Here is a 15135-nt window from a genome sequence, read left to right as displayed (position 1 = left end):
ATCATGGGGCAGGTTTGCCTTAAAGTCGGCGGCCGGTAAGCCGGGTGCGCTATTTGGCGAAGGAGGGAAGGCCGCGCTGGATTAAGAAAGGCCCGGAAGCCGAAGCCGCCATCAATTAAAGCCAGTTTGAAACCACGGACTGGTGTCATACCCTAAGCGCGGACTATAATGATCCAGGAAGTTTTCGGCCCTATTTGACGGTCGCGCAACCACGGTGCCTGTCGATTTGCAATCCGGTTTCGCGGTCGGCTTGCTGCCAGCCTTCTTATGAGCTGTAGAACACGAGGTTGTAGCCTGAGCGGTGGCCACCTTTTTCTTCTCTTTCGCAACAGCTGCTCCGGTAACGGCCAATACTATTGCTACGCCAAAGACAACGAGTTTCATTGAAAACGCCCTCACCCTGCACAATCCGTAATGATTGCGCCTGGTCACCGTTACGTCAATCACATTTTGCCGGCAACGGCGGCGAATAGTGCCAGTAAAAAGAGCCTACCACAGAAGCAGCGGGCCAACCCCCAGGTGGGGAATCTTTCAGCGGCCGTGCTGTTCGAGCCACCAGCCCGGAATGCCAGTGACCGGCCCGACGATGGTCAGTGAAGGTTCGGGCCGGCGCCCTCCCGCCAAATCGCTCTAGCTACTTCTCCGAAACGCCAGCCTCGGCAAAGCTCGCCATCCTTACATGGCATTCCAGCGCCGAGCGGACGATGTTGACGGCGAGGCAGGCGCCGGAGCCTTCGCCGAGCCGCATGCCGAGGTCGAGCAGCGGTGGCAGGCCGAGCGCTTCGAGCAGGCGGCGGTGGCCGGATTCGGCTGAGACATGGGCGGCGATGGTGTGGGCGAGGCCTGAGGGGTGCAGTCGCGCCAGGGGTGCTGCGGCGGCCGTGCAGACGAAACCGTCGAGCAGCACCGGCACATTGTTGTGGCGGGCGGCGAGCGTGGCGCCGAAGATGGCGGCGAGTTCGCGACCGCCAAGGGCGGCGGCGATCTTCAGCGGGTCGGACAGCGCGTCGGCATGGCGCTTGAGGCCGGATTCAATGGCGGTGACCTTGCGCTTCAGCCCGGCATCGTCGACGCCGGTGCCGCGCCCGGTCCATTTTTCAGCGCCGCCGCCGAACAGGGCGGTCGAGATGGCGGCCGCCGGTGTGGTGTTGCCGATGCCCATCTCGCCGAAACAGACGAGGTCGAGGTCTTTCGTCACCGCGTCATAGCCAGCCGAGACGGCGGCGAGAAATGTCTTTTCATCCATCGCCGGCACGGCAGTGAAATCGCCGGTCGGATGATCGAGATCGAGCGGGATGACGTCGAGTTCCGCGCCGGCGATGCGGGCCAGCTGGTTGATGGCGGCGCCGCCGCCGGCGAAATTCGCCACCATCTGCACCGTCACTTCCGACGGGAAGGCCGACACGCCTTGCGCCGTCACACCGTGGTTGCCGGCGAACACGAAGACTTTGACGCGGTCGAGTTTCGGCATGTCGCGACCCTGCCAGCGCGCCAGCCAGGCGGCGAGAGTTTCCAGCCGGCCCAGGCTGCCTTGAGGCTTGGTCAGCGTGTCCTGGCGGCGGGCGACGGCGTTGGCGGCGGTATCGCTGCCGGCAGGCAGATCGAGACAGGCGGCGCGCAGTTCGTCGAATGATTTGAATGGCATGGGGAAGGAATCTCCGGGGAAGAATCAGGACAGGGAAACGGAAGCGACGAGCAGGACAGTGATCTCGCCCAGCTGCTGCAGGGCGCCGATCGTGTCGCCGGTGTGGCCGCCGATCTGGTTGAGGCAGAGCGCGCGCAAGGCGCTGAACACGAGAGCGAGCAAGGTCAGTGCGGCAAAGGCGCCGCCGAGCCCCAGGGTCAGAAGCGGGATGGCCCCGAGCACGGCGCCGAGAACAGCTGTCTGGGCCGAGACGGTCCCGGCGCCGGCAGACAGGCCGTCACTGCGCGCCGCCGGCGCCAGATGCATGAACGCGCCGAGCAGGCCGCGCGATGCGGCGTGGGCGGCGATCAGCGCCAAGAGCACGCCTGTCGGATTGGCCAGTTGCGACAGCGCGCTCCAGCGGATGAGCATCGACAGGCCAAGCGCCGAAGAGCCATAGGCGCCGATGCGGCTGTCGCGCATGATCTCCAGTTTTTTATCGCGTGTCTTGCCGCCGCCAAAGCCATCTGCGACATCGGAAAGCCCGTCCTCATGCAGGCAGCCCGTGGCGAGCAGGGTTGCTGCAAGCGCAAGGGCTGCTGCCGGGCCGGGGGCAAGGCCGAGCTGTACGCCCGCGGCGTAGACGACAGCACCAGCCACAGCGACGGCGAGGCCGGCGACAGGCGCCGCCCAGATCGCATCGGCCAGGCTGCGGCCACGAAGGTCGAAGACCGGCAGCGGCAGCCGGGTGAAGAAGACGAGGCAAAGCGCGACGTCGTCGAGCGCTTGCCGGGGCGAGGGCACGGAGGTCATGCACCCCTCGCAATGGCGTGGAAGAAGGTGCCGCTGACATGGCCGCGGCGATAGCCGGAGGCGCCGAGCGGATTGCCCTGGCCGTCGGCGAGATCGGCCAATGGCTCGTCATTGCCGGTCGCAATCATCTGCGCATAGTGGAATTCATGGCCGCGGATCAGCGCGCCTTGCGGCCCCAGCGGACAGGCGACGCGCAGGCGTGCCTCGCGGTAGCCGAGGTTCATCTTGCGCTTGGCAAAGCTGGTGGAATGGCCGAGCAGGCCAAGCATGGCGTGCGTCTCGCCGGCCGCGTCCTCCAGCGCTTCGCCCAGCACCATGAAGCCACCGCACTCACCATGGATCGGCTTGGTCTCGGCAAACCTGGCCATGCCAGCTCGAAAATTGGTTGCGGCCGCGAGGCTGCCGGCGTGAAGCTCGGGATAACCGCCGGGCAGCCAGCAGACATCGCAATCCTGCGCCGGTGCTTCGTCGGCGAGCGGCGAGAACGGCACGATCTCGGCGCCGGCCTGACGCCAGTGGCCGGCGACGTGCGGATAGAGGAAGGTGAAAGCGGCGTCTTCGGCGAGCGCGATTCGTTGGCCGGGCGGCTGCAAGGCATGTTCGAAACTGCCTGATGCCGGCGAAAACGGCGCGGCCAGCGCCATGATGGCGTCAAGGTCGAGGGATTTCTCGACCATGTCGGCGAGGCGGTCGAGATGCGTCATCAGGTCGGCATATTCGCCGGCCTGGACGAGGCCGAGATGGCGCTCCGGCAAATTGAGCGTGGGATCGCGCAGGATGGCACCGACGACCGGCAGGCCGAGCGTTTCGATCGCCTCGCTGCACAGCTTGCGGTGGCGCTCGCTGCCGAGACGGTTGAGCACGATTCCGGCCATGCGCACATCCGAGTCGTAGGTGGCAAAACCCTTGGCGACGGCGGCCGCCGTCGTCGACTGTACCGGGACGTCGCGCACCCAAAGCACCGGCAGGTGGTAGAGCCGCGCCAGATCGGCGGCCGAGCCGGTGCGGCCTTGTCCGGCCGGGATGCCGTCGAACAGGCCCATGGCGCTTTCGAGGAAGAAAAAATCGGCGTCCTCGGTGGCATTGCCGGCCAACGCGTTGAGCAGGTCAGGCGACATCGCCCAGCTGTCCAGGTTGACGCCGGACAGGCCAGTGGCGGCGGTATGAAAACCCGGATCGATATAGTCGGGGCCGGACTTGGCGCCGCGCACCTTGATGCCGCGCCGGGCGAGCGCGCGCAAAATGCCGATGGTGACGCTGGTCTTGCCGGAGCCGGAACGCGGCGCGCCGATGATGATGGCGCGGGTCATGCATTACCCGCCAGTGCTGCGCGCATGGCGACGATGCCGCCGACGACAATGAGGGCCGGCGAGGCCAATTCCGCCGCGGCGGCCGCTTCGGAAATGGTGGCGAGTGTCGCGACGACGGTCCGCTCCTGCGGTGTCGTCGCCGAAACGATGACAGCCGCCGGCGTCGACGGCGCCAGCCCGCCTTCGAGCAGCGACGCGGCGATAACAGGCAGATTGGCCATGCCCATATAGATGACCACCGGCTGGCCGGTGCGGGCGATCGCGCCCCAGTCGAGATCGTCATCGGTGCCGGCGGCATGACCTGTCGCCAGAATGATCGCCTTGTTGATGCCGCGCATGGTTGCGGGAATGCCGGTGGCGGCCAGCGCGCTCAGCCCCGATGTCAGGCCGGGCAGGACGCGGAAAGGGATTTTTTCGCGCGCCAGCGCCAGCGCCTCTTCGCCGCCGCGGCCGAAAATATAGGGATCGCCGCCCTTCAGCCGGACGACGCGGCGGCCCTCGCGTGCCAGCCGCACCAGCAAAGCGGTGATGTCGTCCTGCTTCATCGACGGCTTGCCGCCGCGCTTTCCCGCAAAGAACAGTTCGGCCTTTTCCGCGACAGCGACGACGTCGGGCGAGACCAGCGCGTCGTAGACCAGCGCATCTGCCTCGGCTAAAGCCGCCAGCACTTCCAGCGTCAGGCAGCCGGGATCGCCGGGACCGGCGCCGGCCAGCCAGACATGGCCCGGCTCAAGCCGGCGCGGCTTGAAGTTCAGCCGTGCAAGCGCCTGTTCGAGCGTCGGGTTTTCGCTTTTGGTCTTGCCGCTCACAATCCGTCCCGCCCGCGAAAACGCCGCTGGTAGTGGGCGTCGTACAATGAACTCTCGCCAAAACCTTCGGCTGCCAGCGAGCGGCCGACGAAGATGATCGCCGTGCGCTCCATGGGATCGGCGGCGAGCAGCGCCTCGATGGTCGCTAGCGTGCCGGTCAGCACGCGCTCGTCCGGCCATGAAGCGCGAAAGACGATCGCCACCGGGCAATCGCCGCCATAATGCGGCGACAATTCGGCGACGACGCGATCGATGGCGTGGATGGCGAGATGAATGGCCAGTGTGGCGCCGGTGCGGCCGAAGCCGGCCAGCGTTTCGCCCGGCGGCATTTTCGAGGCGCGGCCGGAGACGCGGGTCAGCACCAGGCTTTGCGCCACCTCGGGAATGGTCAGTTCGCGGCGAAGGGCTGCGGCTGCGGCGGCGAAAGAGGGAACGCCCGGCGTCAGCGTGTAAGGAATGCCGTGTTTTTCCAGCCGGCGGATCTGCTCGGCCACGGCGCTCCACACCGAGAGGTCGCCGGAATGCAGGCGGGCGACATCGTGGCCGGCCTGGTGGGCTGTCACATATTCGACCTCGATTTCGTCGAGTGACATCGGCGCCGTATCGATCAGTTTGGTCCCCGGTGCGCAGTGTTGCAGCAATTCCGGCGCGACGATCGAGCCGGCATGCAGACAGACCGGGCAGCTTGCCAGCAGCTTGGCGCCGCGCAGTGTGATGAGGTCGGCGGCACCGGGACCGGCGCCGATGAAATGCACGGTCATGGCGCGTCTCCGCTGATGGCGATGGCGCAGGTGACCGAGCCGAGCACGGTGCGCGGACCAAGCAGCTTTGCACCGGGGCCGGCAACGGCAAGGGCGGAGGCTTCTGAGACGGAGGGTGTGCCGGCGAGGTCTTGCGAGAGATCGGATTTGCTGAGTGCCTCCGACGAGACGGCCTGAAGTGCTGCGTCATCAACGATGATGACGGGAAGGTTGAGCGTGCGGCCAGCGGCAGAGATCGCTTCTTCGTCTTTCTTGAGCGCGGCGGTGGCCAAGGCCGACAGCGCCGTTATCGCCAGCCCGTGCGCTTCGAGGGCGGTTTCGATCGCCGCGAGCACGTCTTCGACGCTCACGCCCTTCCGGCTGCCGATGCCCGCCACCATCATGGCTTCACCCAGCTCCACTGGGTGACCGGCATGGCCGGGCGCCAGGCCTGCATCGAACCGACAGGAGAAGCGCGGGAAATGGTGATGCGGGTGAGGTCGCCGCCGCGCTTGATGTGCTCCGCGAGAAGCAGCGCCTCCATCTCCAGCGTCACCGCATTGGCAACGAGACGGCCACGGGATGGCAGCGCCTTGATGGCGGCGTTCAGTACGCCGGCGTCGCTGCCACCTCCGCCGATGAAGATCGCATCCGGCGTGTCCAGCCCGGCCAGTGCCTTGGGCGCCGACCCTTCCACCACGACAAGACCGGGCACGCCGCAATGCGCGGCGTTGCGGACGATGCGGGCGGCGCGGTCGCTGTTGGCCTCGATGGCGATGGCGCGCATCGAGGGATGGGCGAGCATCCATTCGATGCCGATGGAGCCGGAACCGGCGCCGATGTCCCACAGCAATTCGCCACGCCTCGGCGCCAGCGCCGCAAGCGTGATGGCGCGGATGTCGTGCTTGGTGATCTGGCCGTCGTGCTCGAACAGATGGTCGGCGCGGCCAACGGTCAGCGGCAGGATGCGGGCCTCTTGTGTCGATTCAAGCTCAAGCGCCAGCACGTTGAGCGGATTGATGTCTCTGAGATCGAAAGCGTCGGCACGTGCCGAGCGAAGCTTCTCGTTCGGTCCGCCCAGCGCTTCCAAAACCGTCAGCCGCGAAGCGCCGAAATCGAGCTCTACGAGCAGGCGCGCGATTGCTGTGGGTGCATCGCCGTCCGATGTCAGCGCCAGGATGCGCGCGCTGGGATGCAGCAGCGGCCGGATCAGGTCGAGCGGCCTTCCATGCAGCGAGATCGTCTCGATGTCCTGCAACGCCCAGCCGAGCCGGGCGGCAGCCAGCGAAATCGCCGATGGCGCGGGGATGACATGCATCTCTTCAGGCTTGACCTTGCGGGCAAGGGTGGCGCCGACGCCGTGGAAGAATGGATCACCGGAGGCGAGCACGCAGACGCGCCGGCCGGCCAGCGCCAGCACGTCAGCAATGCCGGCATCGAAGGGCACCGGCCATGGGCGCTGCTCACCCTTGATGAGCGAAGCTACCAGCGCCAGATGCCGCTTGCCGCCGAAGACGGTCTCGGCGTCAGCGATCTGCCGCTTGGCCTCGTCGCCGAGACCCGCTAAACCGTCCTCGCCGATGCCGACGAATGCAAGCCATTTTGGCGTGGGCTGTTTTTTTGACATGTCGCGCCGCCCCTCATCCGCCTGCCGGCACCTTCTCCCCGTGTAGTAATGGGGAGAAGGGAGACGCTCCGGCGCTGACGCCTCCCTCTCCCCGTTCTTCACGGGGAGAGGGTAGGGGTGAGGGGCAGCGCCGACGCTGTTCAACATGGTGCTCATGAAGAAGATTCTGATCCTTGGCGGCACGATAGAAGCGCGCCAATTGGCCGAAAAACTGGTGGAAGATTTCCGTGTCACCTTGTCGCTGGCCGGCCGCACCGAAAGCCCGGTCGCGCAAGGCGTGCCGGTGCGCAGCGGCGGATTTGGCGGCGCCGACGGGCTGGCCGCCTATCTCAGGGAGGCGGGCATCGACCTGCTGATCGACGCCACGCATCCCTATGCCGCGCGAATTTCCGCCAATGCGGCGCAAGCCGCGCAAATGACCGGCGTGCCGATCCTTGCTTTGCGCCGCCCTGGCTGGGAGCCTGTCGATGGCGACCGCTGGACGCAGGCCGATACGACAGGCGATGCGGTGCACGCGCTTGGACCGGCGCCGCGCCGTATCTTCCTGGCGCTTGGTCGCCAAGAGGTCGCGGCTTTCGAGGCGGCGCCGCAGCATCACTACCTCATCCGCAGCGTCGATCCGGTCGAGCCGAAACTGGCGGTGCCGGATGCGGCCTACCTTCTGGCGCGCGGGCCATTCCGCGAGGCGGATGAACGCGCACTGCTCGAGGAGCACCGCATCGATGTCGTCGTATCCAAGAACAGCGGCGGCGAGGCCACCTACGGCAAGATCGCCGCGGCGCGGGCGCTCGGTATCGAGGTGGTGATGGTGCGCAGGCCCTTCCTGCCGGAGGTGCCTTCGACCGAGACCGTCGATGAACTCGCCGCTCTTGTTGATAAATTTTGGGTCGATCATTTGCTCGACCCCGTCGCGGAGCGCGGCGTGTAGACCAGCGCCGGTTTGTCGCCGCGCTTGATGATCCGTGTTTCCGGGGAACCGATGATGATGCAGGTCGCCATGTCGGCCTTTTGCGCGTCGACATCGGCCAGCAAAAAGACCTCGATGCGCTCGTCCGGGCGGCCGGCGGCGCGGCCGAAGATGACCGGCGTGGTGCCGGGCAGGATGGCGCGCAGGCATTCGAAGGCACGGCCGAGCTGCCAAGGGCGCGCCTTGCTGATCGGATTGTAGAGCGCGATGACGAAGCCGGCGCCGGCGGCAGCGAGCAGGCGCAGTTCGATCAGCTCCCACGGTTTGAGATTGTCGGATAGCGAGATGGCGCAGAAATCATGGCCGAGCGGGGCGCCGATGCGGGCGGCGACAGCCAGCATCGCAGTGATGCCCGGCACGACGGCGACATCGACCGCGCGCCACTCGGCCGGACCGGCCTCGATCGCCTCACAGACCGCGGCGGCCATGGCAAAGACGCCGGGATCGCCGCCGGAAACGACGGCGACGTCATGGCCCTCGGCGGCCTTGACCAGCGCGTCCTTGGAGCGGGCGAGTTCCTCGCGATTGTCCGAGGCGACGCGGGTCTGGTCCGGGCGAAGATCAAGCCGGTCGAGATACGGCTTGTAGCCATAGAAGAACTTTGCCTCGGCGACGGCGCGGCTGGCTTGCGGCGTCACTTGATCGGCATTGCCGGGCCCAAGGCCGATGACGGTTAGGCGGCCGCTCATGGCTTGGCTCCCATGACGCCAGGCCGGCCGGACCAGCCGGCAACCAGCACGATGGCGAAATAGGGCGCCTTGTCGTCCGGCTTGTCGGCAAGCTTCATCGTGATGCTGCCGGCCATGGTGCCGCGCTCGACATAGACGGCGCGGGCGAGCTTGCCGGTGGCCTCCAGCGCCCGCCTGATCTTGGGCAGGTTGCGGCCGACCTTCATGATGACGGCGGCATCGGTGTCGGCGAGACGGCGTGTCAGTTCGAATTCGCTCATCGTGCCGGGCAAAACCGTCAGCACATCGTCGCCCTGGACGATCGGCACGCCGGTCTGCGACCAGCAGCCCGACATGGCGGTGACGCCGGGGATGACTTCGGTCGGGAAGCGATGGGCGAGGCGGACATGCAGGTGCATGTAGGAGCCGTAGAACAGCGGGTCGCCTTCGGAGAGCACGGCGACCATGCGGCCGGCTTCGAGGTGTTCGGCGACCTTCTCGGCCGACTCCTCGTAGAAATCGGTGATCTGCGAACGGTAGTCGTCGTGATCCTTGTCGATCTCGGTGGTGACGGGGTAGAGCAGCGGCAGTTCCAGCATATCCGGCCGGAAGCGCGCCTCGACGATGGCGCGCGCGTTGCTGTTGTTGCCGCGCTTGGCGAAGTAGGCGACTACATCGGCCTCGGCCAGGACGCGCGCGGCCTTCAGCGTCAGCAGCTCGGGGTCGCCAGGCCCCGTGCCGACGCCGACAAGACGGCCTTTTGCCAGATCTTCTTTGACGGCTGCGTTCACAGGCCAGGCCTCGCCAGCGAATTGAGCGCGGCTGCGGTCATGGCGCTGCCGCCAAGCCTGCCGCGCACGATGGCGTAGGGTACGCCATAGGAATTCTCGGCCAGCGCATCCTTGGATTCGGCGGCACCGACGAAGCCGACCGGCATGCCGATGATGGCTGCCGGCTTCGGCGCGCCGTCGCGCAACTTTTCCAGGAGATAGAACAGTGCCGTCGGCGCATTGCCTATGGCGACCACCGAACCGGCCATACGCTCGCCCCACAGATCGATTGCCGCCGCCGAGCGGGTGTTGCCGATCTCCTTGGCAATGTCGTGCGTGCGCGGGTCGCGCAAGGTGCAGATCACCTCATTGCCGGCCGGCAGCCGGGCGCGGGTGACGCCATGCGAGACCATTTCGGCATCGCAGAAGATCGGCGCGCCGGCCGCCAAGGCGCTGCGGGCGGCGGCGACGAAATCGCTGGAGAAAACAAAATGACTTGATGCTTCGACCTGGCCGCAGGCATGGATCATGCGGATGGCGACGTCGGCTTCCGCCTCGGAGAACCGGGACAGGTCGGCCTCGGCGCGGATGATGGCGAAGGAACGTTCATAGATCGCGTTGCCGTCATGGATGTAGTCGTAGGCGGCCATGCTCATTTCCGTTGTTCAGTTTGTCGGTAAGCCTTGGCGATTGCCGCCGGTCCGAGCCTTGTCAGGCAGGCGGCGGCGGTTTCACCTGGATATCGAGCGCTGCGGACCATCGCTGCGACGCGAACGATGCCGCGCGCGGCGTCATAGCCCGGCCTGTAGCCCGCAGGAAGGGCCTTTGCCGTCGCGTTCACGACAAGTCCGGCTCCGTTTTCGCCGCCGACCAATGTCAGCGCCGCCGGACCGGGGTGCGCGCAGCCCTTGGCGCAGCTGGAAATGTGCAGTGTGAAGTCGAGACTATCGGTCATTTCGGCGGCGATTGTCTCGGCGATGTCGCGCGTGGCGATTTGTCCGGATGCGCAGGCAGGAGTGCCGGGGCAGGCGGCGATGCGGGTGCGCGGGTCGGCGGCGGTGGTGACGAAGCCGAGGGCGGCGGCGGTGGCTCGCAGGGGGTGGTTTGCGGACGACGGTTGGCCGAGGAACAGCAAGGCGCGGCCGGGGGCGAGGCGGATTTCGGCGGTGCCGAGGGACAGGGCGCTTTGGGCGAGGGCGATGAGTTTTTCGGCCGGCATGCTGCCGAAGGGGAGGGCTATGCCGAGAGCGGTGGTGTCGTTGGATAAGGGGAAAAGACCGATAGGCCGGCGAACACCCCCCTCTGTCCTGCCGGACATCTCCCCCTCAAGGGGGGAGATTGCGTCTTCGTGGGCGATTTCGCCAATTTTCAGCGTCGAAAGTGGAGAGCCGCCGGCGACCCTGCTGATCTCCCCCCTTGAGGGGGAGATGTCCGGCAGGACAGAGGGGGGCGCGACGGAGTGCCAGCTTGCGAGAGAGGCCAATTGCCTCTCCGACAGATCCCTTGCATGCGCCTCACGGCCCTTTTCGGCAACCATCCGAAGCACTGCAAGGGCAATGTCGCGTGCGGCATCCGCGTCGACCGTCGCGAGCGGCTTCGCATTCTGTCCATCACCCGCGACAGACACCAGCCACTGAATTCCTGCGCCCACCCGCACCGCCTTCAGCCTGACATCAGCCGTCACCCCATCCATCGTCAACTGCCCGCCGCCATCGACAACCACCGAAACCTTCGGCCCTAGCCTTGGCGTCAGCCCAGCTTCCTCGACCGCAGCCCTGACCCGCTCAGCCAAAGATCGCGGATCGGCAATCTCCCGCGGATCGATGCCAGCCAGCGGCCCGGTCTCGACCGGCACGCCGGTACGCACTGCAATCCCCAGTGCATCGACCTCCGCCGCCAACAGCACCGCACTTTCCGCCGTCAGCCCGCGTATCTGCAGGCTGCCGCGCGCGGTCACTTCCATGATGCCGTTGCCGCGCTTCAAGGCGGATTCGCAGAGTCCGATCAGCGACTTGGGGGAAAGCCCTCCAGCAACCGGGTTGAGCCGCACCAGCAGGCCATCGCCGGTCTGCATCGGCGCCGAGAGAGTCGGACAGGCGCCGCGGCGCGAGAAGGCGTTCATGCCGCGACCCCGAGCGCCTCGGCCTCGGCGATCAGCGCCGCGAGATCGTCGTCGACCGAGTTGCGCAAGGGATGCCAGAGACCGCGCCGGCGCGCCGACAGGAAGCGCTCGGCGATGACTTTGGCAGCGGCCGGATTTTCACGCAGGATGAAGGCGCGGACATCGGGATCGCCGACATAGGCGTCATGCACGGCCTCGATCAACGCGCCCGAAATGGCGTGCGTGGTTTCGGCAAAGCTGATGAGGCGGTCGACGGTTTCGGCAAACTCGGAAGCGCCGCGCGGACCATGCCGCATCTGGGCGGCTATAAAGCGCGCATTAACGGCGCGGGCGCGCACCACGCGCGACACAGCCTCGCCGACCGAGCGCGGCTTGGGCTTCTGCGGATCCGTGGTGTCGAGCACGATCACGTCGGCATTGCGGCCCAGTGCCGCCAGCGCCGCCGAAAAACCGCCGATGAAAGCGACGTCGGCGGAGCCTTCAAGTATATCGCGGCCGGGGTCGTCACCGGTGTGGACGAGAAGATCGGCCTCGGCGACGCGGGTCTCGAAGGCACCGGGGGAAGCGATGCCTTCGCTCTTGGCGCCGCCATAGGCATGCGACGTCGCATCGAGATAGGCGCGGCCGATCTCTTCGCGCGCGGCCCAGTCGCCACTGGACAGCAGGTCCTCGACGCCGGCACCGTCGGGGCCGGGCGAGGTGCCGAAGATGCGCGGGCCGATCTTGCCATCGGCACGGGTTCTGGCGGCGAGCGGGTTTTCCGAATCGTCCTCGTCGCGCGCGGCAACGGCGTTGGCAGCGGCGTCGATCAGCGCGATCTGGGTCGGGAACATGTCGCGGAACAGGCCGGAAATCCGCCAGGTGACATCGATGCGCGGACGGCCGAGCGTGGCCGGCGGCAGCACCTCGATGCCGGTGATGCGGCCGGTGGCACTGTCCCATTGCGGCCGGCAGCCCATCAGCGCCAGGCCTTGCGCGATCTCCTCGCCCCCGGTGCGCAGCGAGGCCGAGCCCCAGAGGTCGATGACCAGAGAACGCGGCCAGTCGCCATGTGACTGCATATAGCCGCGCACGACCTCTTCCGCCGCCGATCGGCCCAGATCATAGGCGGTCGGCGTCGGCATGGTGCGCGGATCGGAGGTGAAGAGATTGCGGCCGGTGGGCAGCACGTCGGAGCGGCCACGCGCAGGCGCCCCGGCCGGGCCGGCCTTGACGTGGCGGCCGTCGAGCGCCGCCAGCAGCGCGGCCTTCTCGGCTTCGGCGCTTTGCCGGCGCATGGCGTCGGGTTCGTCGTCTGGCGCGCGGCCGTAAATATGCAGGCCGTCCTTGATGGCGAAATCCTTGAGGTCGCAGAGCCAGGCGTCGATGCGGCGCAGCGCCTCGTCGGGCGCATCGGTTCCGGCGACGCCGGCTTCGGAGGCGAAGCCGGTCTTTTGCGCCGTGTCGACGATCAGCTTGGCCAGACGATCGCGGCGGCGGCGGTCGAGGCCGTCGGCCTGGGCATATTCGTCGACGAGGCGTTCGAGCTTGTGCTGCCCTTCGTCTAGGCCGGCACCGGTCAGCGGCGGCGGCAGATGGCCAAGCGTGACGGCGGCGATACGCCGCTTCGCCTGCGCCGCTTCGCCGGGATTGGAGACGATGAAGGGGTAAATGACGGGCAACGAGCCGGTGACGATCTCGGGGAAGCAGTTTTGTGAGAGCGCTACCGTCTTGCCGGGCAGCCATTCCAGCGTGCCATGAGCGCCGACATGGATGAGAGCATGGATGCGGAGCGATTTGCGCAGCCACAGGCCGAAGGCGATGAGGTCGTGGCGGGGAGGGAGCGTCGGGTCGTGGTAATCGGCGCGGCGGTCGGCCGAGCGGCCACGGTCGGGGGCGAGAGCGACAGTGATGTTGCCGAAGGTGGCGGCGCGGAAGGGGAAGCCGCTCTTACCCTCCCACTTGTGGGGAGGGTGGCCCGCAGGGCCGGGTGGGGGTGGTGCACCGCTACCCCCACCCCGTTTCGCGCCATCCGCTTCGCGAATGTCGCGAACCGACCCTCCCCACAAGGGGGAGGGTGAAGGGGCGCCCCATGCCGCCTCGACTGCAGCCAGTGCGTCAGCCGGCAAATCCTTTGAGAAGTCCAGATACTCCTCCAACCCCAGCCCATCGCCTCTCCGCTCCAACGCGTCCAGCAACTCACGCGGCGTTTGCGGAATCCCTTCAACCCGATAGCCCTGCTCCTTCAGGTCATGCAGCATGGCCAGCACGCTGGACGGCACATCCAGGCCCACTGCATAGCCAGTGCGGCCGGGCGCGCTCGGATAGTCCGGAATGAGGATCGCCAACTTACGCGTCGCGCGGGGCGTCTGCTGCAGCTTGATGAACGCCGCGACACGCTCCGCCACTTGCGCAACGCGATCCGGTTCCGGGCGGTTCGCTAAGGCGCGGTGGCCGAGCGCCGGGTCGGTCTCGCTCTCGCCCTTGAAGGAAATCGCGCCGGCCAGGATGCGGCCGTCGAGTTCGGGCAGCACGACATGCATGGCAAGGTCGGCCGGCGCCAGGCCGCGCTGGTTGTTGTCCCAGACGTCGCGGCGGGTGGTGGCGACGATGACCTGGAAGACCGGCACGCAGGCCCGGTCGAACAGGGTTTGGACGCCGGGTTCGGCGCCGGATGCGAAGGCGGTTGAAGTGATGATGGCGGCGGGGTTGAGCGAGGCGAGCGCGGTCTCGACGAAGGCCAGCGACGTCGGGTCCTTCAGGCTGGAGACGAAGATCGGGACCGGTCTCATGCCGCGCTGGCGGAGTGCATCAAAGAGGGCATCGATTGGCGCGACATCGGCGGCCAGCAGCATCGAGCGGTAGAAGAGGATGGGGATGATGGGAGAGTTGATGTTGTCTGCGCCGAGTTCCCGCCCACCCCCCTCTGTCCTGCCGGACATCTCCCCCGCAAGGGGGGAGATTGATCTGTCGTCAACGGTTTCGCCAATCTTAGATGACCCAGACAGCTTCCTGTTCAACGGGGCCGAAGAGGAGCCGGCTTTGGTGACGGCTGATCTCCCCCCTTGCGGGGGAGATGTCCGGCAGGACAGAGGGGGGTGTGAAGGAACGCCGACATTGGCCAAATCCAACTTGCCCACCACGCCGCGACCTGGCTCGTAGTAACCAGCTTTCGGCACGCTAACCGGGTCAGCCGAAGCCGCATCCCGTCCCGCCAGCCCCGCCAATCTTTGCATCAGCGCTGTCATATTCTCCGGCCCGCCCTCGCGGAAATAGCCCAGCAGGCCGTCCAGCTCCGCGCGGGGCAGCGTCGAGGCTTCGATCAGCCTGAGGTCCTCGTCATGGCTTTCACCAGGCAGCAGCGCCAGCTTGATGCCACGTTCGCGAGCAGTCACCGCGAGTTGGTCGCAGCCATAGCGCCACCAGTCATAGCCGCCGAGGATGCGCACCAAGATCACCTTGGCCTGGCGGGCGACGCTGTCGATCCAGAGGTCCACGGACATGGGATGGCGCAGGTCGCGCAGCGCCGCCAGCCGCATCGACGGCAGGCGGGCGGCATCGGCCTTCCACGCCGCCGCGAGGCCGGCGAGGTCGCTGTCGGTGAAGGACAGCGCCACGATATCCGCCGGCGTCTGCCCGAGATCGACGGGCTCGGCGAGATCGTCGAGCGAGGCGGATGTGGTGGTGAGTATATGCATTTCGGCTC

14 protein-coding genes are annotated in these 15135 nt (G+C 66.9%); 1 reads left to right on the top strand and 13 read right to left on the bottom strand.

What is annotated here, in order from left to right:
• Positions 1 to 111: 111 nt before the first annotated feature.
• The 8 genes from NKI15_RS04970 to NKI15_RS04935 form a co-directional block, all read right to left on the bottom strand.
• Entirely contained in the window at positions 112 to 384 is a 273-nt protein-coding gene (locus tag NKI15_RS04970) for a hypothetical protein (protein ID WP_156932593.1), read from the bottom strand.
• A gap of 250 nt (positions 385 to 634) precedes the next feature.
• The gene (cobT, locus tag NKI15_RS04965; RefSeq protein ID WP_023706148.1) at positions 635 to 1645 is read right to left on the bottom strand and encodes a nicotinate-nucleotide--dimethylbenzimidazole phosphoribosyltransferase; all 1011 of its coding nucleotides are present in this window, start codon (positions 1643 to 1645) and stop codon (positions 635 to 637) included.
• Between the two features lie 24 nt (positions 1646 to 1669).
• Positions 1670 to 2437, bottom strand: a complete 768-nt coding sequence (locus NKI15_RS04960) for an adenosylcobinamide-GDP ribazoletransferase (RefSeq protein ID WP_031196366.1) — start codon at positions 2435 to 2437, stop codon at positions 1670 to 1672.
• Positions 2434 to 3747 carry a cobyrinic acid a,c-diamide synthase CobB gene (locus tag NKI15_RS04955; RefSeq protein ID WP_352885798.1) on the bottom strand — a complete coding sequence of 438 codons (1314 nt, stop codon included), beginning with the start codon at positions 3745 to 3747 and terminating at the stop codon, positions 2434 to 2436. Before NKI15_RS04955 ends, NKI15_RS04960 begins: the two co-directional genes overlap by 4 nt.
• Entirely contained in the window at positions 3744 to 4556 is an 813-nt protein-coding gene (gene cobA, locus NKI15_RS04950) for a uroporphyrinogen-III C-methyltransferase (protein WP_352885797.1), read from the bottom strand. Before cobA ends, NKI15_RS04955 begins: the two co-directional genes overlap by 4 nt.
• Complete coding sequence (gene cobM / locus NKI15_RS04945) at positions 4553 to 5317, bottom strand: precorrin-4 C(11)-methyltransferase (protein WP_023690316.1); 765 nt, start codon at positions 5315 to 5317, stop codon at positions 4553 to 4555. The genes cobA and cobM overlap by 4 nt, the downstream gene beginning before the upstream one ends.
• Positions 5314 to 5700 carry a cobalamin biosynthesis protein gene (locus NKI15_RS04940; protein WP_023706144.1) on the bottom strand — a complete coding sequence of 129 codons (387 nt, stop codon included), beginning with the start codon at positions 5698 to 5700 and terminating at the stop codon, positions 5314 to 5316. Before NKI15_RS04940 ends, cobM begins: the two co-directional genes overlap by 4 nt.
• Entirely contained in the window at positions 5697 to 6923 is a 1227-nt protein-coding gene (locus tag NKI15_RS04935; RefSeq protein WP_023706143.1) for a bifunctional cobalt-precorrin-7 (C(5))-methyltransferase/cobalt-precorrin-6B (C(15))-methyltransferase, read from the bottom strand. Before NKI15_RS04935 ends, NKI15_RS04940 begins: the two co-directional genes overlap by 4 nt.
• Before the next feature lie 154 nt (positions 6924 to 7077).
• Here NKI15_RS04935 and NKI15_RS04930 point away from each other — a divergent pair, with 154 nt between their 5' ends.
• Complete coding sequence (locus tag NKI15_RS04930; RefSeq protein WP_032891406.1) at positions 7078 to 7851, top strand: cobalt-precorrin-6A reductase; 774 nt, start codon at positions 7078 to 7080, stop codon at positions 7849 to 7851.
• On the opposite strand, the gene NKI15_RS04925 is transcribed toward NKI15_RS04930, so the two are convergent.
• The 5 genes from NKI15_RS04925 to cobN are packed head-to-tail and all read right to left on the bottom strand — an operon-like array spanning position 7815 to position 15127.
• Complete coding sequence (locus tag NKI15_RS04925; RefSeq protein ID WP_023706141.1) at positions 7815 to 8579, bottom strand: precorrin-3B C(17)-methyltransferase; 765 nt, start codon at positions 8577 to 8579, stop codon at positions 7815 to 7817. The two genes, NKI15_RS04930 and NKI15_RS04925, sit on opposite strands and share 37 nt — an antisense overlap.
• Positions 8576 to 9349, bottom strand: coding sequence for a precorrin-2 C(20)-methyltransferase (locus NKI15_RS04920; RefSeq protein ID WP_031196364.1), 774 nt, complete (start codon positions 9347 to 9349; stop codon positions 8576 to 8578). The genes NKI15_RS04925 and NKI15_RS04920 overlap by 4 nt, the downstream gene beginning before the upstream one ends.
• Positions 9346 to 9978 (bottom strand): precorrin-8X methylmutase, encoded by a 633-nt coding sequence (locus NKI15_RS04915; protein WP_023685188.1) that lies wholly within the window; start codon positions 9976 to 9978, stop codon positions 9346 to 9348. Before NKI15_RS04915 ends, NKI15_RS04920 begins: the two co-directional genes overlap by 4 nt.
• 2 nt (positions 9979 to 9980) lie before the next feature.
• Positions 9981 to 11450 (bottom strand): precorrin-3B synthase, encoded by a 1470-nt coding sequence (gene cobG, locus NKI15_RS04910; protein ID WP_023706140.1) that lies wholly within the window; start codon positions 11448 to 11450, stop codon positions 9981 to 9983.
• Positions 11447 to 15127: a cobaltochelatase subunit CobN gene (cobN, locus tag NKI15_RS04905; RefSeq protein ID WP_352885796.1), complete on the bottom strand. Its 3681-nt coding sequence runs from the start codon at positions 15125 to 15127 to the stop codon at positions 11447 to 11449. Before cobN ends, cobG begins: the two co-directional genes overlap by 4 nt.
• Positions 15128 to 15135: the final 8 nt, after the last annotated feature.

The organism is Mesorhizobium sp. M0862 (genome assembly GCF_040319795.1).
Lineage (GTDB): Bacteria > Pseudomonadota > Alphaproteobacteria > Rhizobiales > Rhizobiaceae > Mesorhizobium.
The sequence above is the reverse complement of the archived record's forward strand: the minus strand, read 5'-3'. Positions and strand labels throughout refer to the sequence as shown.

What these genes read in the sequence shown, in the direction of transcription:
- NKI15_RS04960 (WP_031196366.1), bottom strand. Translation starts at nt 2,437, where the DNA reads ATGACCTCCGTGCCCTCGCCCCGGCAAGCGCTCGACGACGTCGCGCTT.
- cobM (WP_023690316.1), bottom strand. Translation starts at nt 5,317, where the DNA reads ATGACCGTGCATTTCATCGGCGCCGGTCCCGGTGCCGCCGACCTCATC.
- NKI15_RS04940 (WP_023706144.1), bottom strand. Translation starts at nt 5,700, where the DNA reads ATGATGGTGGCGGGCATCGGCAGCCGGAAGGGCGTGAGCGTCGAAGAC.
- cobN (WP_352885796.1), bottom strand. Translation starts at nt 15,127, where the DNA reads ATGCATATACTCACCACCACATCCGCCTCGCTCGACGATCTCGCCGAG.
- NKI15_RS04925 (WP_023706141.1), bottom strand. Translation starts at nt 8,579, where the DNA reads ATGAGCGGCCGCCTAACCGTCATCGGCCTTGGGCCCGGCAATGCCGAT.
- NKI15_RS04955 (WP_352885798.1), bottom strand. Translation starts at nt 3,747, where the DNA reads ATGACCCGCGCCATCATCATCGGCGCGCCGCGTTCCGGCTCCGGCAAG.
- cobG (WP_023706140.1), bottom strand. Translation starts at nt 11,450, where the DNA reads ATGAACGCCTTCTCGCGCCGCGGCGCCTGTCCGACTCTCTCGGCGCCG.
- NKI15_RS04935 (WP_023706143.1), bottom strand. Translation starts at nt 6,923, where the DNA reads ATGTCAAAAAAACAGCCCACGCCAAAATGGCTTGCATTCGTCGGCATC.
- NKI15_RS04915 (WP_023685188.1), bottom strand. Translation starts at nt 9,978, where the DNA reads ATGGCCGCCTACGACTACATCCATGACGGCAACGCGATCTATGAACGT.
- NKI15_RS04930 (WP_032891406.1), top strand. Translation starts at nt 7,078, where the DNA reads ATGAAGAAGATTCTGATCCTTGGCGGCACGATAGAAGCGCGCCAATTG.
- NKI15_RS04970 (WP_156932593.1), bottom strand. Translation starts at nt 384, where the DNA reads ATGAAACTCGTTGTCTTTGGCGTAGCAATAGTATTGGCCGTTACCGGA.
- cobT (WP_023706148.1), bottom strand. Translation starts at nt 1,645, where the DNA reads ATGCCATTCAAATCATTCGACGAACTGCGCGCCGCCTGTCTCGATCTG.